We start from the raw sequence: 25,879 nt of genomic DNA, 5'->3' as shown, positions 1-25,879 counted from the left end.
CTCTATCCCGATAGAGACCGCGTTTTTCGAATTCTATAAAATCACAACAAACTTTCCAATGCCTGTTTAACGGTTGCATAGTATTTCGTCCCCGCGAAATCCATACCTGAACTGACAATCTTCTGAGCGAGTTCCGGACGGAGTCCCGTAGTGATGACTTCAATGCCCATCAGACTGAGTGCATCCTCAAGCTGGTGAAGGGACCGGACTACCTGATCGTCCACTGAAACGAGACCGGAAAAATCAGTGATCGTACACTCGACTTCCATCTCCGCAATTCTAGGCAATACGTTATTCATGATTGCATAGGATCGATCGTCGGTGATTTCTCCAATGAACGGAATGATGACAATGCCATCCCGTACAGGAACAATCGGCGCTGATAGTTCAGCGAGTTCCTGCTCCGTATCAGAACGATACAGCTCGGATAGCCGTTCAAATGCATAGTAGGTTTCGTTCAGACTGATATCGAGCATGGTGTTCACTTGTTGATTGACACGGGCGAACTCTTTTAACGAAAGTCCTAATCGTTCACTGACTTCCACGAGAACTTCGGAAAATATGACGCGTGTCGGAGGATAGCGATCGACGATGACAGAGATTTTACCACCGATCTCCGTCATCATCGCCGCGTTACTGCGACTCCATTTCATGAGTGCTTCCGGGATTTTAAATTGGTCATCCTTTAATGATTCACCCAATGATTTCCAAAGTTCCTTGTACATGATCAATGCCTGATGCTGCTCTTCTTGAGGCACTTCTTCAGGTAATTGTTCACACACCCGATCGACAATCGTTGCGGCCAGTTCATCTGTATGATCCGTTGTATAGTTGATAAATCGTTCAAATGGTTTCATTTCCCATCACACCCCATTAATTTCCTAAAGCCAGTATACAGGATTGAATGGAAAGTGACCATTCGGGATCTAAAGGATCCTTTACTAATACTTTCACCTATTTGAAAACCAATCACCTGAATGTTTGAATTCTCCCTTTGCGATTACGTCGTTTCGGTCTTTTCACAAGTACCCAAAGACTGAGCACCCCAAGCAAGATGATGCAGATGGAAACCGTCATGATAATACCAGGATAGGCCTCATTCCACCCTTCCGGAGAAACGTGTTTGTTATAGATCCCGACATACGCCCAAACAAGGACAAATCCGTAAGAGGCAATCCAATTTTTCAATAGCGTCGCGATGCCGATAGCCGTTCCAACAATAAGAAGGATGACTGTCCACGTCTGATCGGACAGCCCGAAGCCGTTCCAATCAATTGAAACGAAATATGCAGTAATATTTGCGATGGTCGCAACTGTAATCCATCCGAAATACACACTGAATGGCAGGCGAATGAAAAACTTCTCTTTAAACGACAGATCGGCTTTCACCGTCATGCCGTTGATGATGATCAGACTCACTAAAATCAGGACCATCAAAACAATGGAAACTTCAAGCTTTCCGTAATGCCACGCTGCAATCCACAAAGCATTCGCTGCGGATGAAATCGAAAAATACACCGCATTCTTCTGCATGAGCCGGGTCACGTCCGACCGTTCCCCTGATCGGAAGAAACCGAGTTGGTAAATGACATGAAACGCTAGCAGCACATAAATGAGTCCCCAAATCGCAAACGTATATCCTGCCGGTGCAAACAAGTTGCTATAAGAATCCGATACTTCCCCTGTCGTCTTCCCATTCAGTGGCAGTTCGTTCGCCAAGTAGTTCATGACAATCATGATTATATACGTCACGAGCACCACTACACTCATCTTCCCGAATTTTTTTCGTCTCCCCACTTCAACACCCCTTTTATTAGACAGACATCACTACTTAGTCTATTCCTGAAGTTGTTCCGATTAAAACCCTCTCACTGTAACTGTACGTCTTTGGTCCGTTCTGCATACCAGCTAACAAACTGCCGGGCTTCTTGAATGGGCATGTCCTCTAGCATCTCGTGCCGCACCGGTTTTGCCCGATTAATCAGTCCAATCGATCCGAGGCCGAACCACTGCTGCAGTTTGGTCCGCTTTACGGAGACTTCAATGATTTTGTCACGCCTCGAAAGAAATGTCGTTTTCTCAAATGTCCCCTGACTCAGTTGAATGAATTGCCCCTTCAGCGCGTAAGACGTGTTCCAATAGCCCAGTATCCGACTGATTACAAGAAGGACGAGAAGTGCGATGGACACCATTGCCCAGCCGAATTGCAGTTTGAATACTTCCGGCCTGAAATAGGCGAGCAGGCTGGTGACAATCAACCAAAACCAATAGGGCTTGAAGAGCCGAGCCGCCAACGATTTCCGCGGCAGCCGCTTGGTATCCGGAATCACTTCGTAGTCAGGCAGCAATTCTGCAATCATGGCATACGCCCGCTTCACTGGCAAAAATGGATACAGTGTACTGACTTCATCCTCATCATCCCCAAGATCTCCTGCGCTAATCAGCTTCACTTCAGCTAGGCCAAGCATTCTTTTCATGAAGGACTGCGTAATTTCGACTGCCTGCACTCGTTTCTTCGCGATGGAAAATGCGGTTTCCTCCAAGACGCCTTTTGAAATGAAGATCCGATCTTCGTCCGAAGCGATTTCGTAATGTCCATATTTCACAAACGTCCAAACAACGCCTATCGTCAAAGCAAGAACGAAGAGACCGAGTGATAACCCAGCGATCATCCAACCCGACGTAAGAATGGAAGCAAGCCATCCCTCTACATAATCCTCGACATCGAACAGCTGGTTCAGTTTGGAGAAGACCGATGTACCAACCAGCAAGATAATCAAAAAACTGAGTGATGTGAAAGACGCTTTGATCGTATCTTTTCTAGTAGGAGTGAAATGGACGACGCGCTCCGGAATAATAGGCGCTATTCCGTCTTCCGTTTGTGTTATCTCATTCACAGGTTGCATGAATTCTTTCACTGCTTTTTCTAAACGATCCGCTTCAGAACGTCTTAATGCATCGAATTTCACATTTGAATTCATCCCGGAAGTACCTGTTTCAAAGGTGATGGAAGTCATCCCGAACAGCTTATGTAAAAACGAGGTATGCCACTGCACATTTTGTATTTTGTCGAAGTACACCGTCCGCTCCGTTTTCTCAAAAATGCCCGATTCCAGATGGAACGCCATATCGTCTGCTGCATACTTTCGAGAGAACCATTTCAGAATACTGGCGGATACGGTGAGGACTACTGATCCCAGCAAAAGTATACGGCCCACTCGAGACAGCCAAGAATCCGAACCGATGTTGACGGCCACAACAAACGCAAGTATGGCATAGCTTTTCACAATGGCAACAAAGTCGAACAAGATGGTCGACGGATGATAGCGCTTCATCATTCATCCACTTCCTTAATTTTCGCGCGGCGGGCGATTTGGTTTCTCACTTCAATTGCCACTTCTTTCGGCAACGCAGGAATGCCATGACTCGACCCCATTGTTTCGATTTCCAAGGAATACAACCCATAGCGCCTTAAAATCGGTCCCTGATTCGTTGAGACTGCCTGGATCTTCGACATCGGGATCAGTTCATAGTTTTCATGGAACGCTCCTGATTTTATGTGCAGAAATTCATCTGTAACCCCATAACGGAAATGCTTATGGAAATAGACGGGACGCAAGCCGATGGACCAGATGGCTGTAATCAGAGTGAGCCCTGCGCCCCAATATGTGATCGTGCGCGTCCATTCCCACCAGGAAAAGTACGTACTGGCAGCATGGAACCCCCCCAGAATCACAAGCATAATGATACGGCGGAGAGTCGCTCCCCAACGTAGTACACGCACTGTCGTATCCGCCAATCGCTGCGTCGGTGCTTGAATATCATTCTCCAATACGAGTCCCCCCAGCCGTTCCGTTTTTACCATTACAACAAATTTCGAGGTTAGTTACAATGGATGCGACAGGATTTGTTGGGTTGCAGGGGGATTTAACGCTTGAGGGTTTCTTAATTATGGGTGTTTTCTTGTTATTTAGATATTGGGTGATTCTATTTTTTTGCTTATTCATGCTGAATTGTGTGCCGTTGTCGAGAAATTCTGGTGGGTGTCGGGGAAGTTCGGAGAGCTGATTGGTAAAGGGCACTGGGTGAACGAGAACTCTTGCCAGGTGATGGACATACGACGGGATGTGTCGGGGAACGTGGGAGAGGCTTGGGGTGGTTGACTAGCCCTCTTTCAATAAGCGAAGCGCACCCAATTCATCCCTGAAAGCAGGTGAATTGTGCCCCGTTATCGAGAAATTCTGGTGGGTGTCGGAGAAATGCAAAGAGTTGATTGGTAAAGGGCACGATGTAATCGAGAACTTTCATCAGGTGACGGACAAACGGCAGGATGTGTCGAGGAACGCAGGAGAGGCTGACGGCTGAGTGACTAGCCCTCTTTCAATAAGCGAAGCGCACCCAATTCATCCCTGAAAGCCGTTGAATTGTGTCCCGTTATCGAGAAATTCTGCTGGGTGTCGGAGAAATGCAAAGAGTTGATTGGTAAAGGGCACTATGTAATCGAGAACTTTCATCAGGTGACGGACAAACTTCAGGATGTGTCGAGGAACGCAGGAGAGGCTGACGCCGAGTGACTAGCCCTCTTTCAATAAGCGAAGCGCACCCAATTAATCCCTGAAAGCAGTTGAATTGTGTCCCGTTATCGAGAAATTCCGCTAGGTGTCGGAGAAGTGCAAAGAGTTGATTAGTAAAGGGCACTATGTAATCGAGAACTTTCATCAGGTGACGGACAAACTTCAGGATGTGTCGAGGAACGCAGGAGAGGCTGACGCTGAGTGACTAGCCCTCTTTCAATAAGCGAAGCGCACCCAATTAATCCTTGAAAGCAGGTGAATTGTGCCCCGTTATCGAGAAATTCCGCTAGGTGTCGGAGAAATGCAAAGAGTTGATTGGTAAAGGGCACTATGTAATCGAGAACTTTCATCTGGTGACGGACAAACGGCAGGATGTGTCGAGGAACGCAGGAAAGGCTTGGGGTGGGTGACTAGCCCTCTTTCAATAAGCGAAGCGCACCCAATTAATCCCTGAAAGTAGGTGAATTGTGTCCCGTTATCGAGAAATTCTGCTGGGTGTCGGAGAAATGCTTCTATGTAATGGAGAATTCAGACTGAGTGATCTCGAAAGCTCTCGGGGTGTCGGACAACTCACTCTATGTGTCGGAGAAGTTGTATTGGTGCGACTTCCCAGCGAGATTTCTCTCTGATATGAGCACAACTGCCTCCCTCATCTAACCACGCAAAAGATCCCGCAGCGCACCACTCGCCCACGGGATTCCGGAATTTATTCGCCTAAAACTTCTTTTGCTGCATCACCTAGCACATGCAACTCGTGCATCGGGCGCGTCATTGCGACATACAGCAGCTTTCGGTCGATCTGGGAGTCACGAAATGGATCATGAAAAGCTGCCACAATGACTGCGTCAAATTCCAATCCTTTCGACAAAACGCTTGGCACGATGAGCATGCGTGCATCATCGATATCGCTTTGCTCGTCAAGCAGCTGGACTGCTGTTCCGCCCTTGGACAACACTTCAAAAAGTTGCTTTGCTTCACCGTTCGTCTTACAGATCATCGCAACCGAGCGATGGCCGCGCCCCGCAATTTCCTCGTGAATCTCCCGTACTCGTCCGACATCCAGCTCCTCCATTTCGTAAAACACCGGCTCGATTCCATGTCGAACGACCGGCTCGACGAGCGGCAAATCTTCTTCCATTTGAGCCAACACCCGATTCGCTAGATTCATGATTTCAATCGTTGTCCGATAACTCTTCTGAAGCGTCGTATATGTGGCGGTCGGCAGCATCTTCCGTACGGGATCCCATGACGTCAATGCCCGGTAACTGTGGATTCCTTGCGCCAAGTCGCCAACCAATGTGAACAACTCCGTTTCGAGCCCGTCGTGCAGCGCCGCGAGCTGATACTCACTGTAATCCTGTGCTTCATCTATGAAAACGACGCGCATTTTCCATTCACTTTCGAGCCCCTTCAGCTGCACATGCAAGTCGAACAGCGCTGCTAAATCCTCAGTTTCCCATATGCCTTTTAAATGCGCTTCTTGGAACGAAACCCGGAACGCTTCCGACCACTCCGGCGCAAGTTCTGACTGTAACCCGACATCTACCAACCAACTCCGATACAATTGCTTCACGTTAAATTTCTTGAATCTCTTCATATAAGAAGCGACTTTCTGCTTGCCTTCCTTCTCAATCTTAGGAAGTCTCTCATCTCGTTCATCCATGATCCGTGTGATCCTGGCCCGCCGCTTATCGTCATCCCGGATTCCATATAACGCTTTATCCAATGCTGCTTCGTATTTATCCGATAATAGCTGGTAGAGCTGCTTGCGCTTCCGCGTCACTTCCGATTTCATGACTAGCTTGATACGATCAAGTCTTTTCTCAATTGGCAAGTATCCGAAGTCTTCCAGGAATAACTTGCGCAACCGCTTTGCACCCATGATACGATAATTGTCGATGAAAACATCCTCGAATAATGCCGCTGTTTGCTGCTCGAGTTTTCTCACGTACCTCTCCATAATTGACCGATACTCATCGGATCCTTTCATCCTCGCAATGGCGATTGCGGTTTCATCCACCGAATCCGATGATGCCAATTTCTCGAGTTTTGCATTCGTATCCGTCAATTTCAGCTTAAGACCTGTGGCATTCAGGACATATTCTTCAAACGTTGTCTGGCAAATACTGCCGACCCCAAGTTCAGGGAGCACATCTCCGATATAATCCATGAACAACTTACTCGGTGCGAGAATCATCAGCTTTTCAGCAGGGAAATCCGTTCCCTTTGTGTAAAGAAAGTAGGAAATCCGATGCAGCGCAATCGTCGTTTTTCCACTGCCTGCAGCGCCTTGTACGATTATCGGCTTGCGCAGACTTGCTCGGATAATGTCGTTTTGCTCGGATTGGATCGTCGAGATGATTTCCGTCAACCGGACATCCGCTTTGCCCGCGAGCGCTTCCTGCAGCAACTCATCGTTCGTGGTCAAGTCAATGTCACGAACATCAAGCAATCCGCCCTCTTCAATCTGATATTGCCGCTTCGAATGCAGATGACCACTGACTTCTTCACCCCGCACATCATACGTCAGGTCACCTAAACGTCCGTCATAATACACATTCGCGACTGGCGAACGCCAATCGACTATTATCGGTTCTTGCGTCTCCTGATGAAACACCGAGGTCTTACCGATGTACAGCATTTGGTCCTTTTCATCATCAGGCTGAAAGTGGATCCGCGCAAAATACGGCTTCTTCTGAACGGCTTCAAATGTCTCCTTCTGGGACCGTGCCATTTCGAAAAACCGTGTGTTCGTGAGAATGTTAATGTAACTCATACTGGAGTCCAAATAATCCAAATCCGCCATCGCGTGACGAATTTGTTCTTGAGAGGCGTCGACATCACGCTGCGATTCTTCTAAAAGCCGTCGCATGTAATGTACGGTGTAGTCCAGACGCTCAGCCTCAAACTCAAAATCAGGGTGTCTCTGCATGTACAGATCCTCCGCTTTCCTAGAATTTGTCCTGTCGTTTCCGGATGGTGATGGCTTGCTGGGGAAATTTGAAACAGAAGATGATTGTACCACTCATGATTCTGGAGCGCAAGATAATATGACAGAAAATTCTGTAGTGAACAGATGTAGATAGTTTACGGGAGCCAGCTATATAGTATGGCTCTAATTTTAACAAGCGCAGCGCTGCCAATTAATACTTTCATCACTCTGAATTGTGTCTCGTTATCGAGAAACTTTGCTAAGTGTCGGGGAAACCTGGCTACGTGATGATGAACTCACTTTGTGTGATGCACAATCTGTGACCGGTGTCGGGCATTTCCCCTGTAGCTGATTCTTAAAATTGAGCAGCATACTTATAATTAATGATAGATTATTCTAACAAGTGTGATAGAATGGACTTAATAACATGAAAGGAAGTGAATGCAATCATTTATAAAGAACGATCTTTTCCGCCTGCTTTGGAAGGACTGACAGTCGCTTTAAGTAGACTGCCTGAGACCCATCCTATGTATGGGAAAATCAAGCAACGCGCGGCGTCCATAAAAGCGGGGTATGGAGGCGAGCAAGAACTGGACAGAGTTCTTGGCAATTATACCTTTCCGATGCCCACGCATATTTTAAATGATGTGTCGTTATCCTCTAGCTCCCTCTTTCAGATTGACACATTGATTCTCACCCAAGAATTTGCATTGATTTGTGAAGTGAAAAATATTGCAGGAGACCTCTCCGTTACAGAGAATCCCCCACAGCTTCTGCGTATGTCAGAAAATGGTGAAATACTCGGGTTTCCAAGTCCGATTGCTCAACTGACCAACACCTGTCAATTATTCGAAGACTGGCTGAGTGCCAAAAATATCAATCTCCCGGTCCTCGGGTGTGTAGTGTTGGCATACCCTAAGCAACGACTATCGATCTTTAAGACCCCTGTGCCTATCCTCTTTCCAAGCATAATTCCTCAACACATACGGTCGATTCACACGAATCACCCACTACTCTCTCCTGAAGAATTTGAGAGCTTGGCCCGCCGTATGGTTAAAGAACATCGCGCCTATTCACCTAAACCAGTTGCTGAAATTTACTCGATACCTCCTGAAGACTTCTTGACTGGGGTTGCCTGTCCAGCGTGTCATGCTCTTGGCATGATGAAAAATGGCCAATTCTGGAATTGTCCAAGCTGTAGGAATCGATCTACAACTGCACACAAGCAAGCCATATTGGATTGGTTCCATCTGTTCGGTGGTCCGTTGACTAACAAAGAATGGAGGAGATTTTGCCGTGTCCATTGTTCGCAATTCACTCGTCGAACTCTACTAAATATGAACCTAGTCCCTGTAGGCGCATCTAAAAACAGAGGATACATGAAAGAAAATAGTTCACACATCTAAACACTCTCATCGAGTGTTTTTTTGTCGGCTGTCTCTGTAATGAATTGCGTCCCGTTATCAGGAAATTCGGCTAGGTGTCGGACAACTTCCGCTATGTGATCGAGAAATTCCACCAACTGACCGACACCCCAACACTTGTGATCGAGAACGCCTTTTTGAGCAAATTGCTGATGTGCCCACGGGATAGCCCCTCCCTTAACAAGCGATGCGCTACCAATTAGTCCCTTAATGCTGTTGAATTGTGTCCCGTTATCGAGAAATCTCGCTGGGTGTTGGAGAAATGCGAAGAGCTGATTGGTAAAGGGCACTAGGTGATCGAGAACTCTCGCCAGGGGATGGACAAACGGGGAGATGTGTCATTGAACGCAGAACCTGCTTGGGCCGAGTGACTAGCCCTCTCCTCAACAAGCGAAGCGCTACCAATTAATCCATTAACGCTGTCGAATTGTGTCTCGTTATCGAGAAACTCGGCTAGGTGTCGGAGAAATTTGACTATGTGATGGAGAAACGCCCCCCACTGAACGACAAACTACTCCCAGTGTCGGCTAACCCAACACTTGTGATCGAGAACACCTTTTTGAGCAAATTGCTGATATGCCCACGAGATAGCCCTTCCCCAACAAGCGCAGCGCTACCAATTAATCCCTTAAAATAGGTGAATTGCGTCCCGTTATCGAGAAACTTCACTAGGTGTCGGACAAATTCCGCTATGTGATTGAGAAATTCCACCAACTGACCGACACCCCAACACTTGTGATCGAGAACGCCTTTTTGAGCAAATTGCTGATATGCCCACGAGATAGCCCTTCCCCAACAAGCGCAGCGCTACCAATTAATCCCTGAAATTAGGTGAATTATGACCCGTTATCGAGAAATTCTGCTAGGTGTCGGACAAATTCTTCTATGTGATGATGAATCGTCATCCACTGACCGACAACCCGCTCCCAGTGTCGGACAACGCGACACAAATGATCGAGAACGCAGACAAGCAAAAAGCTCACCTGCCACTGCGGCAGGTGAGCCTTTCTCCCAGCTTTTTCACTTACAGCTTAAATTCTCGTACCAATCCATTCAAATTCTCGGCAAGCTGGGCAAGTTGTGCAGAACTGCCCGCTACTTCTTCCATTGAACTGCTTGTCTGCTGTGAAGCAGCTGCCGTTTGTTGAACGCCCGCAGCGGATTGCTCGGAGATGGCTGCGATTTCTTCGACTGATTCGTTCATCTCTTCACTGCCAGCTGAAATTTCTTCTAGATTTTGAGAAATGCCCCCAATATCCATCGTCATTTTATTAACAGCATTACTTATTTCATCAAACGTTTCGCGCGTCGTCTTAAGTTGCGCAGTCCCTTTTTCAACTTCTTCATAGCCCGACTCAAGCGATCCGGCAACGCTGCTGGACTCTTGTTGGATTGTACCGACTATGCCCGTAATATCCGTCACGGAAACTGCTACTTGTTCAGCCAGTTTGCGTACTTCTTCTGCAACAACCGCGAACCCTTTACCATGTTCTCCAGCGCGAGCCGCTTCAATCGCTGCATTTAATGCGAGTAAATTGGTCTGGTCGGCAATCGCTTTAATCACAACGACAAGTTTCGAAATTTCTTGCGATTGGACATCCAATCCTTTAATTTTCGTAACGGCTTCTTGCACGATAGTGTCAATTCGCTGCATCTGTTCAGTAGATGATTCCATTAACGCCGAGCCGTTTTCCGTCTGTTCCATGACACTTTCAGAAGCTTTTTGAATCGCTTCTCCCCGTTTATTTGCACTTTCAACACGTTCCACGAATTGTTCCATTGCCATCGCCAGATCGGTTGCGGTATTTGCTTCACTTTCAATCCCTGAAGTCAGCTCCTGCATCGTCACTGCAATTTGTGCTGATGCTTGTTTTACTTCAGTGGACGACTGCGTCAATTCCTCACTGTGTGCAGAAACGGATGACGAAACTTCATTGATGCGATTCAGCATATTCCGTGTATTGTCACTCATTTCATTCATCGCGACCGCAAGCTGCCCGGCTTCGTCTTCTGACAGAATCTCGAGTGGTTCCTGGCTTAAATCTCCGTCTGCAATAGATCTCATACGATTTCTAACTTGCGTAAGTGGTTTTGTAATGGCGGCTGTCGTCGTAGCGGATGCAGTCCCACTAACTACCAATGTCAGTAGTGAAACTGCAAATACCAATCGCAGCGTCATAATCCCACTGTTAATGATTTCATCACCATGAGCCATAGTTTGTTTTTCACGTCTATCTGCAACTTTATGGTATTCAGCAATCAATTCTGTACCCTCTACAGACAAACTCTCCAAATTCTTAATTGCTCGTTCTTTCCGATTTGCATCATACATGTCTAACACATCTGTTGATAGCTTCTCGTTCCAATTCGACGTTCTTTCCACTAAATCTCCCAAATCCCCTTCAAGTTTAACGGTTTCTGCTTGCAGGTTATTGGCATAATCCGTTAACATATTGAATTCTTCAATATATTGCTCATCGCCAAACAACATATAAGCCCGTACAGCAGACAGCCGACCAGCCATCGAATTCGCCAATCGTAAATCTACGACAGCTAACTTTGTATCATGTTCAATAATATCTTTCGTTTTTTCATTCACTCGTTGTATGGAATTCAACGTGAAAAATGCCAACCCCAAAACGAGCAGCATAACAATTCCAAATGACCAGTAAAGTCGTGATCTAATGCTCTTATATCTCATTCTTCTCTTCATAATAATGTCAATCTCCTTCTATTTAAGTAATAACAGTCCAATATACACATAAAAATCCGGTTCCTTCCAATCAACAATTATAGTCTGAACGAGGTCTAAAGTCACTACTCTTTTTGAATTATGTCATATTTATTAATAGGCCATTCAGATTAATTCCACTCTATTCGCTATATTAACCGGACAAGCTAGTTTTACTTAACAGTCCTTATCCGAGCTAATTGAAGCGTACTAGGTGATCGATAAATCTTGTAAAACCAGTCCACTAGGCACTCCGGATTCAGTCGACTCCACGACAGACGTGCCATTAACTTTTCCTCCAAAAGCGAAGCGCTCCTAATTAATCCCTTAAAGCAGGTGAATCGTGTGCCGTTATCGACAAACTTCGCTAGGTGTCGAAGAAATGCAGAGAGTTGATTGGTAAAGGGCACTCGGTGATCGGGAACTTTCATCAGGTGATGGACAAACGGTGGGATGTGTCGAGGAACGCGGAAACCGCTGGGGCCGAGTGACTCGCCCCTCCTTCAACAAGCGAAGCGCTACCAATTAAGCCCTTAAATCGGGTGAAGTTTGTCCCATTATCGAGAAACTCTGTTATATGTCGGACAAATGTGCAGAACTGATTGGCAAAGGGCACTCGGTGATCCGGAACTTTCATCAGGTGATGGACAAACGGTGGGATGTGTCGAGGAACGCGGAAAACGCTGGGGCTGTTTGTCTAGTCCCTCCCTCAACAAGCGAAGCGCTACCAATTAATCCCTTAAATCGGGTGAATTGTGTCCCGTTATCAAGAAACTCTGCTAGGTGTCGGAAAAATGCGGAGAGTTGATTGGTAAAGGGCACTCGGTGATCGGGAACTTCCATCAGGTGATGGACAAACGGCGGGATGTGTCAAGGAACGCGGAAACTGCTGGGGCCGAGTGACTCGCCCCTCCTTCAACAAGCGAAGCGCTACCAATTAATCCCTTAAATCGGGTGAAGTGTGTCCCGTTATCGACAACCTCTGCTAGGTGTCGGAGAAATTCCGCTAGGTGATCGAGAAATCCCTCTTACTGAACGGCAATCCACTTCCCCTGTCGGACAACTCTCCTATCTGTGATCGGCAATACGAAAAGACCCGTCTCGCCGAAGCGAAACGGGTCTTTCCTGGATTGCATATCTTCTAACTTCCATCCTGTATTGTTGGTACCCGTGGTGTTCGCAGCGACACGGTGATTCCTAGTATGATAATGAATCCGCCAACCAACTGCGGCAGACTGATGATGTGCTGCAAAATCACATAACTGAAAATCATGGCGATGAACGGTTCCAAGTTGAGCAGCAGCGCGATGTTGGATGCACCCGCTTCCCGGATGACCTCGTTCCACAAATACGTACATAATCCATGCATCACGATTGCTGTGACAATGAGCAGCAACCAATACGTCCAATCGACTTCCAGGGTTGAAGGGAGCGCCTTCCAGGAAACAAACGGCAACAAGCCGATCATGCCGATAAGATTCGTGTACCAAGTGATCACACCGACGCTCATCGTTTTTGACATGTGCTGGACTAACAGCAGAAACACCGAAAACGACAGCATCGTTCCTGCAATGAGCAACTCACCACGGCCAATCGAAGGGACAAACCACGTCCCCTCAGTGATGACCAGCCATACTCCGCAAAGCCCGATCACTGCCCCTCCCAAAAATATCAGTCGCCGTTTCTCTTTCAAGTAATAAACGGAGAGTGCAACGGTCACGATGGGGGAAAGTGCTAAAATCAGCGACGCCGTCACGGGATCGGTGTACTGCAGACTCGCGTAAAAACTCCATTGGTTAAAAGAGACACCGATAAGTCCTCCCGCCAGCAGGAACAGCCACCCTTTTTTGTCCATACGCATGCCGCGAACTTGCTGCCGGGTCACTGAATAGAGAAACATCAATATGAACAGCAACCGGATAACAGCGATGATTCCGGGATTGAACTGCCCCACTAGTATCGAGCCGAAAACAAAGTTGCTTCCCCACGCAATGACACAAAACAATCCAATCAGATATAACTTCATTTGACTACGTTCCATACGTTCACCTGCCATCTAAAAAAGGATGGCTGCACTCGGCAGCCATCCCGTACTCATTACAATGCTGGAGTTACAATTTCACCTTTTACCATTACGCAGCGGTCGATCGGCTTTCTTGCTACCACTTCCGCTGTTGACGCAGCATCGAAGAAAACAAAGTCCGCTTTGTCATTCACTAACGGCCACATGCGTTCGCCTTGAGCATTCAATGGCGTCACTCCATTTGTAGCAAAACGCAACGCATGGCGCAAGGATTTCTCTTCGATTTTACGGTTGAGCTCCCCGAAACGCGTCACTTTCTCTAACACGTCTCCTGTTCCATACGGACCCCACGAATCATAAAACCCATCACATCCGAAATGTACGCGAACTCCATGTTCGTCCAGCAATTCAATAGGCGGCAGCGTTCTGTTCAAGTTGATCGGAACTGTCGACATGATCGCCACGTCTTGAGCTGCCAGGCGCTCCGCTATTTTCACTTGCTGTCCAATCGGTACATCGCCTAAACAGAACGAATGGCTCAATGCTGTGCGTCCGCGATATCCTGCATCCTCCACTATATCAATCCATTTATCCGATGTATAGTACCCGACCATTCCGCCGTCATGCAGATGGATGTCGACGTCCGCGTCAAACTCAGTCGCAATATCCATCACTTCGTGAAGCGAGCGTTCAATGGACTGATCAATTCCAGCAGGGTCGAGTCCCCCAACGATTGTCGCTCCGCTCCTCATCGCTTCGCGCATTAACGCTGGAACTTCACCTCGAAGCAGACCGTGTTGGGGGAAGGCGACGATTTCATGAGTCACAATTCCCTCGTAGGCTTGAAGAGCAGCCTTCACACCTTCCAAATTTTTCAATCCGATATAAGGATCGATGTTCACATGCGTGCGGATATGTGTGACACCATAGCCCAGAAGTGTTTCAATCATTTTCTTTGCTCGCGTCTCAGTGGAACCTGCCAACTCTTTAAGTTCCGCTGCTTCATGCTGCAGCCGCTCTTTCAAATTCGCCACTGGTGTCACTGCTTTCCAGTCCAACGTCATGTAGGTTTTGTCCAAATGATTGTGCATTTCTTTTAACGGAGGCACCGCTAGTTTACCTTTCATATCCATCTGTTCGCCATCCATATGGACAGGACTTCCGGCATCATGGATTTCCTCGATCACTCCATCCACAACTTTCAACGTATGCAGCGCCGTCTCTGTTTCAACTGCTCCGTTTTCCATCATTTTATTGCCCGTCTCGAGCTTAACATTTACAAGCCACGTTGTTTCAGCCACGTTGAACGCCTCCCATCTGTAAACCGCTCTGTACAATGCCACTTTCCGCAACTACTTTCCCTTGGAAGATGACTCGTGTAATCGGCTTGCGGCGAGCCACGGCTTGTGCTGAACAAACTGCATCGATCAGCAGGAAGTTTGCGTCGTCTCCGACTTTCGGCCAAACGGCATTGCCTTCGTCATCGAGCGGCATGATGCCGCCCGTCGCATACTGCCAAGTACGATTCAATGAGAGTTCATCCATGAAACGGAAGCGTTCTGCCAGAATCGAAAGCTTTTCAATGGTATCCCCAGTCCCATAAGGTGACCAGTGGTCTGTCAGACTATCGTGCCCCAGTGATACATTCACACCGTTCTTTTGCAAATATTGGACTGGAATTGTTGGACGATTTGTTGGAACCGTTGTCGTCACGTCGATTTGAGCTTCCCTCAAAATCGCTGTAATCGCCTCAAGTTCAGTGCCTTGTAGATCGCCAAGAGCTATAGCATGGCTGATTGTCGTCTGTCCGATTTTCCCTGCTTGTGTCGCAAGTTCAGCCAGCTTTCTGAATTCAAACGCTCCGAGAGAGTCGCCGTCATGGATATGGATATCCAATCCCTTACCTGACTCAGTCGCAATGTCCATCGTCGTTTCCAGTGAACGTTCAATATCGCGATCGATCGTTGCGGGATCGACACCGCCTACCAACGTAGCGCCTTTACGCATCGCTTCTCTCATCAATGCTTCGGAATTCGAACGCAATAAGCCATGCTGCGGGAACGCGACGATATCATACGTTAACATCCCTTCGAATTTCGCAAATGCTTCCAATGTGATTTCGATGTGTTTCGTCCCAATTTGAGGATCGACGTTACAATGAGATCGAATGTGGGTATGGCCTTGTGACAACAGCCACTCAATCATTTTCTCTGCACGCTGCAAGGCAACAGGAAGTTGTTGTGGCAGTAGTTTTTCCTCTTCTTCAATCCGTGTGATGATTCCGTTTGTGATCGGTACACACGCTTTCCACGGACCGCTAAAATACGTTTTGTCGACATGGATATGCATTTCACGCATCGAAGGCATCAGTAGGTTTCCAGCTACATCGATTTCTGTATCTGCCGAAACGCTGATCGACTCCGCGATCGTCTCCACTTTACCGTCTTTTACAAGGACATCATACACAGCGGTATTCGTAGCTGTAACTCGATCGCCTTCGTATTGGAATCCTGTTTCCAACGTTACATTTTTCAACAACAAAGTTGTCAATTCCATCACTCCTTCAAAAGGATAGAGTAAGGCCCGGACTTGCGGCCTTACTCTTCGGTTTTACTTACTCACTGTTGTTTCATTGATAATCAGATAGTTGGATGGGTTCAAATAGAAATCTTTTACATCGTTATTGTAGACAGCTAGATGCTCATAGTTACGGATCGGGACGTACACAGCATCATCCATCTCTTGCTGCATGGCTTGTTCATAGATCTCTTCACGTTTACTAGGATCCATTTCCACTCGGCCTTGTTCGATCAGCTTATCGATTTCAGGATTTTTATAGTAGAAGTGGTTTCCAGGGGATCCAATGGAATCTGAGTGGAACAGGTTATATTGGTTATAGTCTCCATCACCTGTTGCATTTCCCCAGCCGCCAATGAACATCTGGTGTTTACCGCCATCGACTTCATCTATATACGCACCGTATTCCATTACTTGAATCTCCACGTTCACACCGATTCCTTTAAGTTGTGATTGGATGACTTCCGCCATGTTAATGCGTTCTTTCCGGTCACTCGTCAATAATTTCACTGTGACTCCATCTTCCAGTCCTGCTTCTTTCATCAATTTCTTCGCTTCGTTGATGTCATACGGATACGCTTCGATATTTTTGCTGTAGCCGAATACTTTCGGACTCATAGCAGAGTTCGCCAGTGTTCCTACATCATTATAGACACCATTCAAAATCGCCTCTCGCTCAATCGCGTAACTGACAGCTTGCCTTACTTTCACGTTATCAAAAGGTGCTGCTGTCGTATTGAATCCGACGTACTCGACAGCCAAGCCTTCGGTGCGGTATAGATTCAGTATATCCGAGCTTTCGATTCGATCGATTTCAGTGACTGGCACTTGGTCTGAAATCTGCGCCTCACCTTGTTCGATCATTGCGAGTCTAGTTGCATCTTCAGGAACGACTTTGAATACGACTTTATCAAGTTTCACTGGAGTGCCCCAGTAGTCTTCGTTTTTCACTAATGTAATGTCTTGACCTGACTTCCATGATTCAAATACAAATGGTCCTGTGCCGACTGGATGGGTCGCAAGTTTTTCAGCCGACTCATCAATTGCCTTCGGACTCATGATACTTCCTTCATTACTTGCAAGGATTGAAAGTAACGGTGCATACGGTTCAGATAATTTCAGCGTGACGTGAGTTGGATCTTTTACGACCACTTCTTGAATCATTCCAAGTTTCGATTGTTGCGGAGAACCTGTTGCCGGATCCAAGATACGATCTAGCGTCTTTTTCACAGCCTCTGCGTCAAACGTTGTCCCATCGTGGAACTTCACATTCTCTACAAGTGTGAATTCCCAAGTGAGGTCATCCGTCTGTTCCCACTCAGTTGCAAGCATCGGCTTAATGTTCATATCCTTATCAAACTGGACGAGCGTTTCATAGACTTTGCCATGAATGACGTTTGCTGAAGGAATATCTGTGATGAAATGCGGATCCAGCCCTGTTGCATCCGACAATCGAACGACTGTTAGTGTACCGCCATCTTCTGACTTCTCCTTATCCCCACCTGCACTTGCCTTATCATCTGAATTCGATCCGCTTGTTGAACAAGCCTGCAAAATCAGAAGCAACACCCCTGTTAATACTACTGTAAGAAACCTTTTCCAACTCTTCATTGTGCTCCCCCATTTCAAATCGTTTTGTCGTTCTGATCTGATTATATAAAACAAAACGAGAAATCACTTTCACTATCTTGCTCACCTTTTTTAATATTTCAACTACTTAGAGTATTCCTATTTACAGGGGCATCCAATCGTTTTACATTTGAGGTATCTTCTACAGACTACCGCAGGGAGGGAATGGAAAATGGCTTCAAAAATCACTGCAGCACAGACAATGGAATTAGCGAAGGCTCGACAGAACACACGCAAAGAAAGGTGGCAGTCATTTCGGAGTGTCATGACTCAGAACAAGGCGGCATTGGCGGGTGCTATCATTATAGGAATTTATCTCCTCATGATGCTTGTCGCTCCACTAGTCGCCCCTTACGATCCTTTCGAGATTTCATTGGAAGACAAATTGACACCGCCTTCCATGGAACATTGGATGGGCACTGACGATAAAGGCCGAGACATTTTGAGCCGGATTCTCTATGGATCACGGTTATCCATCGGCGTCGGTTTCGCTTCCGTATTATTCGGGGCATTCTTCGGAATCACGTTAGGTCTCATTGCCGGCTACTACGGTAAATGGGTGGACACCGTTATTAGCCGCCTATTGGATGTCATGCTCGCATTCCCGGGAATTTTGCTAGCACTTGCGATCATCAGTGCTCTTGGACCTGGCCTCATTAACGTGACGATCGCAGTGGGGGTATTCTCGATTCCTTTGTTTGCGAGAATTGTCCGCGGATCCACGATGGAAGTGAAAAAGCTCGAATACATCGATGCGATCCGGACACTTGGAGCCAACGACTTTACTATCATCTTTAAACACGTCTTTCCGAACGTACTCTCACCTATTATCGTACAAGGTTCGATGCGTCTAGCTACCGCTATTCTATCAGCAGCTGGACTTTCTTTCTTAGGACTTGGCGCTCAGCCACCATCACCGGAATGGGGTGCGATGCTATCCAGCGGTCGCGATTTCCTGTTCAGCGCACCTTATATGGCTATCTTCCCTGGTTTGATGATTTCAATTCTTGTTCTCGGATTCAATCTTTTCGGGGATGGGTTACGGGATGCACTCGATCCTAAACTTAAAAAATAAGGAGGTCCATTCATGTTACTATTTATCGCAAAACGTTTAGTTCAAATTATTCCCGTCATATTGGGCGTGACGCTCGTTGTGTTCCTGATCATGCAGATGGTGCCTGGAGATCCCGCGGCTATATTAGCCGGAGAAGGAGCGTCCCAAGAAACCATTGAACAATACCGTGAAGACTTAGGATTAAATCGTCCCGTAGCGGAGCAATACATGTCCTACGTCGGCAATGTTTTTCAAGGGGACCTTGGGAATTCGTTGAAAAACAAGCAGCCTGTGCTCGATGAAATCTTACTGAGACTTCCGATTACAATGGAACTTGCCTTCTATAGTATTCTCATCACCATCGTCCTTGGATTAGCTGCCGGAATCATTTCTGCAGTCAAACCTTACTCTGTCCGTGATGTAAGTGTCATGGTGGTTGCATTACTCGGAATTTCACTGCCAAGCTTCTGGCTCGGCTTACTATTGATGTACCTCTTTTCCGTAAAACTTCAATGGCTCCCCGTAGCAGGTTGGGATGGCCCGTTAAATATCATCTTACCCGCACTTACACTAGGTGTCGGCGGAGCAGCGATAGTTGCACGGATGACGCGTTCCAGTATGCTCGACGTCATTGGGCAAGATTATATACGTACAGCACGAGCAAAAGGCTTGAAAGAACACTTTGTCATTTATAAGCATGCGTTGCGAAATGCTTTGATTCCCGTCATTACAGTAGTCGGATTGCAGTTCGGCAGCTTACTAGGCGGAACTGTTCTCGTCGAATCCGTATTCGCCATCAATGGACTTGGAAGAATGATTGTGGATGCCATCCGGACTCGTGATCTGCCAATGGTTCAAGGCGGCGTCCTTGTTGCGTCACTGGTTTTCGTATTTGTGAACTTACTCGTGGACGTCCTTTACCGGGCTGTGAACAAGCGGATCGATTTAAACTAAAAAGGAGGAGTTTCCGATGACCAAAGAAGTCGTTTTACAAGTGAAGAATTTAAAGACCCATTTCACAACTTCCAAAGGGACTGCAAAAGCGGTGGACGGTGTGGATTTCACGCTCCACAAAGGGGAGACGCTCGGGATTGTAGGGGAGTCCGGGTGCGGAAAGTCGATTACTTCCCTGTCCCTGCTGCGCCTTATCCCTTCTCCTCCCGGGAAAATTGTCGAAGGGGAAATCTTACTCAACAACAAAGATATCGTACACATGAAAGAAGAAGAATTACGCAAAGTCCGCGGCAACCAGATATCCATGATTTTTCAAGAGCCGATGACGAGTTTGAATCCGATCATTCCAGTAGGTGAACAAATTGCTGAGACCATCCGTTTACACCAGCGGCTGCCGAGGAAACAAGCATGGCAAAAAGCAGTGGATCTGTTGGAAATGGTCGGCCTCCCTTCACCTGAAAAGCGTGCTAAACAAGAGCCGTTTCAATTGAGTGGCGGAATGCGCCAGCGAGTCATGATCGCGATGGCGCTGGCGTGTACACCAGAAGTATTGATTGCCGACGAACCGACAACAGCATTGGATGTAACGATTCAAGCTCAAATCTTGGAGTTGATGAAAGACTTGCAAAAGCAGATTGGCATGAGCATCATCTTCATCACACACGATCTAGGCGTAGTATCTGAAGTATGTGACCAAGTGGCGGTCATGTATGCCGGTCAAGTCGTCGAGCATCGGAACGCAAAGGATCTGTTCAAAACACCGTTACATCCGTATACGCAAGGGTTGCTCAGCTCCCTTCCGAATATCCATGAAAACCAGCACGAACTTCAAACGATTGAAGGCTCCGTCCCGAGCCCCTATGACTACCCAGTTGGCTGCCGTTTTGCAGACCGGTGTCCGCATGCACGGGAAATTTGTCGGGCTGAGGCTCCTGTTTTGTTGGAGACGAATGATCCAGAGGCAAAAGTCCGCTGCTTCATGTACACCGAAAAGTGGGAATCGATTGAAGAAAAGGAGGAATTGGTATGTCCGTAACGACAAAGGTACCCATTTTGGAAGTGAATCATTTAAAACAATATTTCTCCTTGAAAAAAGAATCTCTTTTCTCACCAAAACAGACCGTAAAAGCAGTGGACGACATCTCGTTCAAACTATATCCTGGCGAAACACTTAGCATCGTTGGCGAGTCAGGATGTGGCAAGTCAACCACCGGCCGCTCCATATTGCGTCTCGATGAACCTACAGGAGGAGAAGTCCTGTTCAACGGCACGTCCATGACGTCATTGAGTAAAAAAGAACTCCGCAGTATGCGCGGGGACATTCAGGTCATCTTCCAAGATCCATATGCGTCGTTGAATCCACGTCAAACGATCCGTAAAATGCTTCAAGAGGCCATGACCATCCAAAAAGTGATGCCGAAAGAACAAATGGAAGCACGCCTTCTGGAACTCATGTCGCTAGTAGGTCTTCGTCCAGAATATTTGGAGCGCTTTCCTCATGAATTTTCAGGAGGCCAACGTCAAAGAATCGGCATTGCCCGAGCACTTTGTGTGGACCCTAAAGTCATCATTTGCGATGAAGCCGTTTCTGCTCTTGACGTTTCAATTCAAGCTCAAATCATTAACTTGCTGAAGAGCATGCAGCGGAATCTGGACTTGACCTTCCTCTTCATCTCTCATGATTTAAGTGTTGTACGCCATATTTCCGATCGTGTCATCGTGATGTATTTAGGAACAATTGTCGAAATTGCGGATAAGGACTCGCTCTTCGATTCGCCTAGTCATCCTTACACGAAAGCCTTATTATCCGCAATTCCATCGATTGATGAACAACATAAAAAAGATCGCATCCTCTTAAAAGGGGATGTCCCTTCTCCTATCGATCCGCCGACTGGATGCAGGTTCCATACACGCTGTCCTTTCGCTACCGATCACTGCAAAAAGGAAGTCCCTGCGTTAAGGGCCCTATCCGAAACCCATCAAGTTGCGTGCCATTATGCAGAAAGTCTACTCAACAATTGACGCATCTGCTAGAATAGGGACAATCCTTTACCCGCTGGAGGCGTCGCTCATGATGTCCATCGACACGTTTTCGCTATATGTATTATTATGTATACTCGCCCCTCTAGCAGGGGCTTTTACACTTGCATTCATTATGATATTCGAGAGCCGATTCGACTTCCTTCAAAACGTCGCAAGTAAGTCGAAACTGGAAAAGGAATTACAATATGCCCAATACTATCAGCTCAACCAACGCATTAAACCCCACTTCTTCTTTAACACACTGAATACGATGCTGAGCCTCGCACGATTGGATCGAAAACAAGAGCTGATAACGAGTTTAGAAGTGATGTCAAAATTCATGAGATACAACTATCAAACAAATGAAATGCTCGTCCCGCTCCTGGATGAATTAGCCTATACCAATAGTTATCTGGATATTCAGCAATTGCGTTTTGGTCAGCGGGTACAAATCCATCAACAAATCGAACAGCAAGCAAAGATTGCGTACATCCCTCCATTCGTTCTTCAAACAATGGTGGAAAACACGTTCAAGCATGCTTTCGATAAATATCCGGGACCTGCAATCCTCAGAATCATCGTATTCCGTCGAGAGAATCTGATCCATATAGAAGTGTGGAATACGCATCTCCAGCAACCCTCACAGAAAACAGAAGACTTCACCCGGGAAGACGGACTAGGTGTGGCCAACATCCGCGAACGTCTGCACCTATTATTTCCTGATGGACCCGCCTCATTTACGATGTCTTTTGTCGGCGAAGAAGCGTGCGCACAAATCATTATCCCGTTCCGCGAAACACCTATTGTCTAAGAAGGAGTGAGCTTATGTACATTTTACTAGTCGATGACGAACCATTGGAGCTCGAGCAGCTTGAGTATCTTATGAAACCTCATTTCCCTTATTGGACTTTCTTAAAAGCAACGGATGCCTCCACAGCATTAGCCTTGGCGCAGTCACAAAAAATCTCCATTGCATTCCTGGATATTCAAATGCCAGGAAAAGACGGGTTGACACTCGGTATGGAGTTGAAAGAGCTGTACGAGTTAGACATCATCATGGTCACGGCTTATCAATCATTCGAATACGCCCGTCAATCGATTCGTATCGGAGTGAACGACTATATTACAAAACCTATCATTGAAGAAGAACTTATCCATACGCTGCAAAAGTATGAAAAATGGAATGCCAAATCGGACGCCATCCAACAAGCATTACACGTCATCCACGAACGCTATGCCGACAAGCTTCCTTTATCCGCGGTTGCAGAAAAGATTCACCTTAGCCCAACGTATTTGAGTCGCAAGTTCCTTGAGGAAATGGGCCTCGGCTTCGCAGACTATTTGAATTCCTATCGACTCGAGATGGCAAAGCGGATGCTGATCAATGATCCGGAAGCGAGTATTTCCGCTGTGGCTGATCATACCGGATTCAACAGTCAGCATTACTTCAGTTCGTTGTTCCGAAAAAACTTCGGCATGACACCGACAGCCTATCGCGTACAATTAGCGAATGACTCCGAGGTCAGCCCTGTATGAAAAACTACAACTTTTACATGACCGGTGCCATCACACTCGGCTTCTCCACCGCCATTATCTCGTTGCTGGCCCGTTGGATTACCGCAAACACGATTTTGTCATCTCCTGAAGCACTTATCAAATATGGGCTCGTCGGAAGTATTGGGTATTCGTTCATGGGCGCCGTGGCACTCCTATTATTCGGGTTCATCTCGCTTCGAATCCGTACTTCCTATCCTGACTTACGGACCATCGGAGATTTGTTTGAAATCCGATTGTACAAAGATGGCTATTACGTTTTGTCCACCCTCGTCCTGTTTCTCGGACTGGACTCCCTGTTCATGCAGGCGATCGGCGCTTCCGTCCTTTTCGAATTACTCCTGGGTGTGCCTGCCTGGATTTCTTTACTGGTCTTTTTCCTATACACCTTTCTCCTGGCCGGTATAGGTGGTATGAAGTGGATTCATAGACTCGAAGGCCCTGCTCTCATCTTTACTTTCAGTGCAATTATCTTCATTCCTATGTTTTTCTTTATAGGAGAAGGTGCCACGAATATCTATCAAGGCATACGGCTCTTGCATCCTTATCTTTTGTTCACAAACAACCAGGAAGCCTTTTACTTCACTGCAACTGCGATGCTGATCGGATTCGGTCAAATGCTATCCGATCGAGCAACTTGGCAGCGCCTATACATGATTGACCTGAAAAAAGTCCGGATGAGCTTTTATTTGACCGCTTTAGTTTGGAGTACGGTTCCATTGGCTCTCGGCGGTATGCTGATGATTGTCATCTACGACCAATCGTTCACCGAGACGTATTCGCTATTATTTGAGCTTATTAAAAAAATCAAGCCCTTATTGCTATCGGTCATCTTCTTCCTATTTTGTTTCAGCACCATTTCAAGCACAATGAACGCAGAACTTCACGCCACAACGGTCCACTTCGTTCGCAATATCCAACAAAAGATACGGCCAGACATGAGTGATAAGCAGCTTCACAAAGCTTCCTATCAGTTCTCAGGCTTCGTTTTGCTCGTACTGCTCATTCTTTCACTCTTCTTCAACTTCGATGCCCTGCAGTTCCTGTTCTTCTTCGGAACCCTATATGCGGCACTCGTGCCTGTCATACTGATCATCGTGCTCTCTAAACGTAAAATCTCACGGCTGCTGCCCTACTCAGCTCCGATTGCGACCCTTCTCGTTCATGCACTGCCTATCGCAGAGGGCCCTCTGATAACAATCTGGTGGAGTTTCTTCATTTCACTGGTGATTTCGTTCGGATCCATGCTTTTCGCCAAACGGGAACTCTTCAGTGATTGAGCCGGGTTCAACGACCAATCTTCCTACAAACGCCTGCCTCTGGAGAAATCCAGGGGCAGGCGTTTAGTTGGCCACACCCCAAACGGGTCGGAGAGGGGCAGCCTGTTCGACGCTGGCGTAGTGCTGCCAATCAGCCCTTTCTGGACCGAGGGAAGTGTGTCACGCTGCAGATTCCTACTCCCATCTGTCCAATCCCATCTTCCCAATTCTCCCATGCCAATGAATTATCCTCCCAAAACAAGCGCAGCGCTACCAATTAACGCCCTTTGAACCAGGGGAATTGTGTCCCGTTATCGAGAAACTTCGCCAGGTGTCGGGGAAACTTTGCTGTGTGGCGGACAAATCGACTTGAGTGATCGAAAACTGCGGCTGAGTGATGAACAATCGCCCGGATGTGTCGGGGAACGCGGAATACGAGGGAGCTAGCGAGATAGCCCGTCTCTTAATAAGCGAAGCATTACCAATTAACCCCCTCTAAACTAGATGAATTGTGTCCCGTTATCGAGAAACTTCGCGAGGTGTCGGGGAAACTTCGCTGTGTGGCGGACAAATCGACTTGAGTGATCGAGAACGGCTGCTGAGTAATGAACAATCGCCCGGATGTGTCGGGGAACGCGGAATCCGAAGGCGCTAGCGAGATAGCCCGTCTCTTAATAAGCGCAGCGCTACCAATTAACCCCCTCTAAACTAGATGAATTGTGTCCCGTTATCGAGAAACTTCGCTAGGTGTCGGGGAAACTTCGCTGTGTGGCGGACAAATCGACTTGAGTGATCGAGAACTGCGGCTGAGTGATGAACAATCGCCCGGATGTGTCGGGGAACGCGGAATCCGAGAGAGCTAGCGAGATAGCCCGTCTCTTAATAAGCGAAGCGCTACCAATTAACCCCCTCTAAACTAGATGAATTGTGTCTCGTTATCGAGAAACTTCGCTAGGTGTCGGACAAATCACGTGGAGTGTACGACAAATTCTCTTCAGTGATCGTGAACTGCTGCGGAGTGATGCTTATTCTTCCCCAAGTGTCCGACAACGCCAAACACATACAAAAATAGTCCAGCGGCACCCCTCTGAACCGTGTGAATTGTGTCCCGTTATCGCGAAACTCCGCTATGTGTCGGACAAATCA

General features: G+C 47.0%; 19 protein-coding genes. 8 read left to right on the top strand and 11 right to left on the bottom strand.

Going from position 1 to position 25,879, the window contains the following annotated elements; translation table 11 throughout:
• Positions 1-41: 41 nt before the first annotated feature.
• From ABE021_RS04280 to helD, 5 genes are all read right to left on the bottom strand, one after another.
• A complete protein-coding gene (locus ABE021_RS04280) occupies positions 42-857 on the bottom strand; it encodes an STAS domain-containing protein (protein ID WP_430287036.1) in 816 nt (271 codons plus the stop codon).
• Positions 858-969: 112 nt separating this feature from the next.
• Positions 970-1,797 (bottom strand): tryptophan-rich sensory protein, encoded by an 828-nt coding sequence (locus ABE021_RS04275; RefSeq protein WP_430287034.1) that lies wholly within the window; start codon positions 1,795-1,797, stop codon positions 970-972.
• Between the two features lie 71 nt (positions 1,798-1,868).
• On the bottom strand, positions 1,869-3,338 hold the full coding sequence (locus tag ABE021_RS04270) for a PH domain-containing protein (protein WP_430287032.1): 1,470 nt from the start codon (positions 3,336-3,338) through the stop codon (positions 1,869-1,871).
• Positions 3,335-3,832, bottom strand: a complete 498-nt coding sequence (locus ABE021_RS04265; RefSeq protein ID WP_430287031.1) for a PH domain-containing protein — start codon at positions 3,830-3,832, stop codon at positions 3,335-3,337. The genes ABE021_RS04270 and ABE021_RS04265 overlap by 4 nt, the downstream gene beginning before the upstream one ends.
• Before the next feature lie 1,448 nt (positions 3,833-5,280).
• A complete protein-coding gene (gene helD / locus ABE021_RS04260) occupies positions 5,281-7,506 on the bottom strand; it encodes an RNA polymerase recycling motor HelD (protein WP_430287030.1) in 2,226 nt (741 codons plus the stop codon).
• Positions 7,507-7,943: 437 nt separating this feature from the next.
• Between helD and ABE021_RS04255 the strand changes: the two genes are divergently transcribed.
• The gene (locus ABE021_RS04255) at positions 7,944-8,912 is read left to right on the top strand and encodes a nuclease-related domain-containing protein (protein ID WP_430287028.1); all 969 of its coding nucleotides are present in this window, start codon (positions 7,944-7,946) and stop codon (positions 8,910-8,912) included.
• Here ABE021_RS04255 and ABE021_RS04250 read toward each other — a convergent pair.
• The 6 genes from ABE021_RS04250 to ABE021_RS04225 form a co-directional block, all read right to left on the bottom strand.
• The gene (locus ABE021_RS04250; protein WP_430287026.1) at positions 8,909-9,220 is read right to left on the bottom strand and encodes a hypothetical protein; all 312 of its coding nucleotides are present in this window, start codon (positions 9,218-9,220) and stop codon (positions 8,909-8,911) included. The two genes, ABE021_RS04255 and ABE021_RS04250, sit on opposite strands and share 4 nt — an antisense overlap.
• Before the next feature lie 734 nt (positions 9,221-9,954).
• On the bottom strand, positions 9,955-11,643 hold the full coding sequence (locus tag ABE021_RS04245; RefSeq protein ID WP_430287025.1) for a methyl-accepting chemotaxis protein: 1,689 nt from the start codon (positions 11,641-11,643) through the stop codon (positions 9,955-9,957).
• 1,159 nt (positions 11,644-12,802) lie between these two features.
• Positions 12,803-13,702, bottom strand: a complete 900-nt coding sequence (locus ABE021_RS04240) for a DMT family transporter (RefSeq protein WP_430287024.1) — start codon at positions 13,700-13,702, stop codon at positions 12,803-12,805.
• A gap of 56 nt (positions 13,703-13,758) precedes the next feature.
• Positions 13,759-14,985, bottom strand: a complete 1,227-nt coding sequence (locus ABE021_RS04235; protein ID WP_430287023.1) for an amidohydrolase — start codon at positions 14,983-14,985, stop codon at positions 13,759-13,761.
• Positions 14,978-16,234 (bottom strand): amidohydrolase, encoded by a 1,257-nt coding sequence (locus tag ABE021_RS04230; protein WP_430287021.1) that lies wholly within the window; start codon positions 16,232-16,234, stop codon positions 14,978-14,980. The genes ABE021_RS04235 and ABE021_RS04230 overlap by 8 nt, the downstream gene beginning before the upstream one ends.
• A 60-nt stretch (positions 16,235-16,294) precedes the next feature.
• Positions 16,295-17,872 (bottom strand): glutathione ABC transporter substrate-binding protein, encoded by a 1,578-nt coding sequence (locus tag ABE021_RS04225; protein WP_430287020.1) that lies wholly within the window; start codon positions 17,870-17,872, stop codon positions 16,295-16,297.
• Positions 17,873-18,092: 220 nt separating this feature from the next.
• Between ABE021_RS04225 and ABE021_RS04220 the strand changes: the two genes are divergently transcribed.
• The 7 genes from ABE021_RS04220 to ABE021_RS04190 are packed head-to-tail and all read left to right on the top strand — an operon-like array spanning position 18,093 to position 24,754.
• The gene (locus ABE021_RS04220) at positions 18,093-18,965 is read left to right on the top strand and encodes an ABC transporter permease (RefSeq protein WP_430287162.1); all 873 of its coding nucleotides are present in this window, start codon (positions 18,093-18,095) and stop codon (positions 18,963-18,965) included.
• Positions 18,966-18,977: 12 nt separating this feature from the next.
• Positions 18,978-19,898: a nickel ABC transporter permease gene (gene nikB / locus ABE021_RS04215; RefSeq protein ID WP_430287019.1), complete on the top strand. Its 921-nt coding sequence runs from the start codon at positions 18,978-18,980 to the stop codon at positions 19,896-19,898.
• Positions 19,899-19,914: 16 nt separating this feature from the next.
• On the top strand, positions 19,915-20,934 hold the full coding sequence (locus ABE021_RS04210) for an ABC transporter ATP-binding protein (RefSeq protein WP_430287018.1): 1,020 nt from the start codon (positions 19,915-19,917) through the stop codon (positions 20,932-20,934).
• Positions 20,925-21,920 (top strand): ABC transporter ATP-binding protein, encoded by a 996-nt coding sequence (locus ABE021_RS04205; RefSeq protein WP_430287017.1) that lies wholly within the window; start codon positions 20,925-20,927, stop codon positions 21,918-21,920. The genes ABE021_RS04210 and ABE021_RS04205 overlap by 10 nt, the downstream gene beginning before the upstream one ends.
• Entirely contained in the window at positions 21,895-22,731 is an 837-nt protein-coding gene (locus tag ABE021_RS04200; protein WP_430287016.1) for a sensor histidine kinase, read from the top strand. The genes ABE021_RS04205 and ABE021_RS04200 overlap by 26 nt, the downstream gene beginning before the upstream one ends.
• 14 nt (positions 22,732-22,745) lie before the next feature.
• On the top strand, positions 22,746-23,456 hold the full coding sequence (locus ABE021_RS04195; RefSeq protein ID WP_430287015.1) for a response regulator transcription factor: 711 nt from the start codon (positions 22,746-22,748) through the stop codon (positions 23,454-23,456).
• A complete protein-coding gene (locus ABE021_RS04190; protein ID WP_430287013.1) occupies positions 23,453-24,754 on the top strand; it encodes a sodium:solute symporter family transporter in 1,302 nt (433 codons plus the stop codon). Before ABE021_RS04195 ends, ABE021_RS04190 begins: the two co-directional genes overlap by 4 nt.
• Positions 24,755-25,879: the final 1,125 nt, after the last annotated feature.

The organism is Sporosarcina gallistercoris (genome assembly GCF_050459885.1).
Taxonomy (GTDB): Bacteria; Bacillota; Bacilli; order Bacillales_A; family Planococcaceae; genus Sporosarcina; species Sporosarcina gallistercoris_A.
The sequence above is the reverse complement of the archived record's forward strand: the minus strand, read 5'-3'. Positions and strand labels throughout refer to the sequence as shown.

Bases quoted from the DNA above. Each gene is read 5' to 3' on its own strand.
- nikB (WP_430287019.1), top strand. From the start codon at position 18,978: ATGTTACTATTTATCGCAAAACGTTTAGTTCAAATTATTCCCGTCATA.
- ABE021_RS04190 (WP_430287013.1), top strand. From the start codon at position 23,453: ATGAAAAACTACAACTTTTACATGACCGGTGCCATCACACTCGGCTTC.
- ABE021_RS04200 (WP_430287016.1), top strand. From the start codon at position 21,895: ATGCAGAAAGTCTACTCAACAATTGACGCATCTGCTAGAATAGGGACA.
- ABE021_RS04245 (WP_430287025.1), bottom strand. From the start codon at position 11,643: ATGAAGAGAAGAATGAGATATAAGAGCATTAGATCACGACTTTACTGG.
- ABE021_RS04205 (WP_430287017.1), top strand. From the start codon at position 20,925: ATGTCCGTAACGACAAAGGTACCCATTTTGGAAGTGAATCATTTAAAA.
- ABE021_RS04210 (WP_430287018.1), top strand. From the start codon at position 19,915: ATGACCAAAGAAGTCGTTTTACAAGTGAAGAATTTAAAGACCCATTTC.
- helD (WP_430287030.1), bottom strand. From the start codon at position 7,506: ATGCAGAGACACCCTGATTTTGAGTTTGAGGCTGAGCGTCTGGACTAC.
- ABE021_RS04195 (WP_430287015.1), top strand. From the start codon at position 22,746: ATGTACATTTTACTAGTCGATGACGAACCATTGGAGCTCGAGCAGCTT.
- ABE021_RS04280 (WP_430287036.1), bottom strand. From the start codon at position 857: ATGAAACCATTTGAACGATTTATCAACTATACAACGGATCATACAGAT.
- ABE021_RS04270 (WP_430287032.1), bottom strand. From the start codon at position 3,338: ATGATGAAGCGCTATCATCCGTCGACCATCTTGTTCGACTTTGTTGCC.
- ABE021_RS04225 (WP_430287020.1), bottom strand. From the start codon at position 17,872: ATGAAGAGTTGGAAAAGGTTTCTTACAGTAGTATTAACAGGGGTGTTG.
- ABE021_RS04220 (WP_430287162.1), top strand. From the start codon at position 18,093: ATGGAATTAGCGAAGGCTCGACAGAACACACGCAAAGAAAGGTGGCAG.
- ABE021_RS04240 (WP_430287024.1), bottom strand. From the start codon at position 13,702: ATGGAACGTAGTCAAATGAAGTTATATCTGATTGGATTGTTTTGTGTC.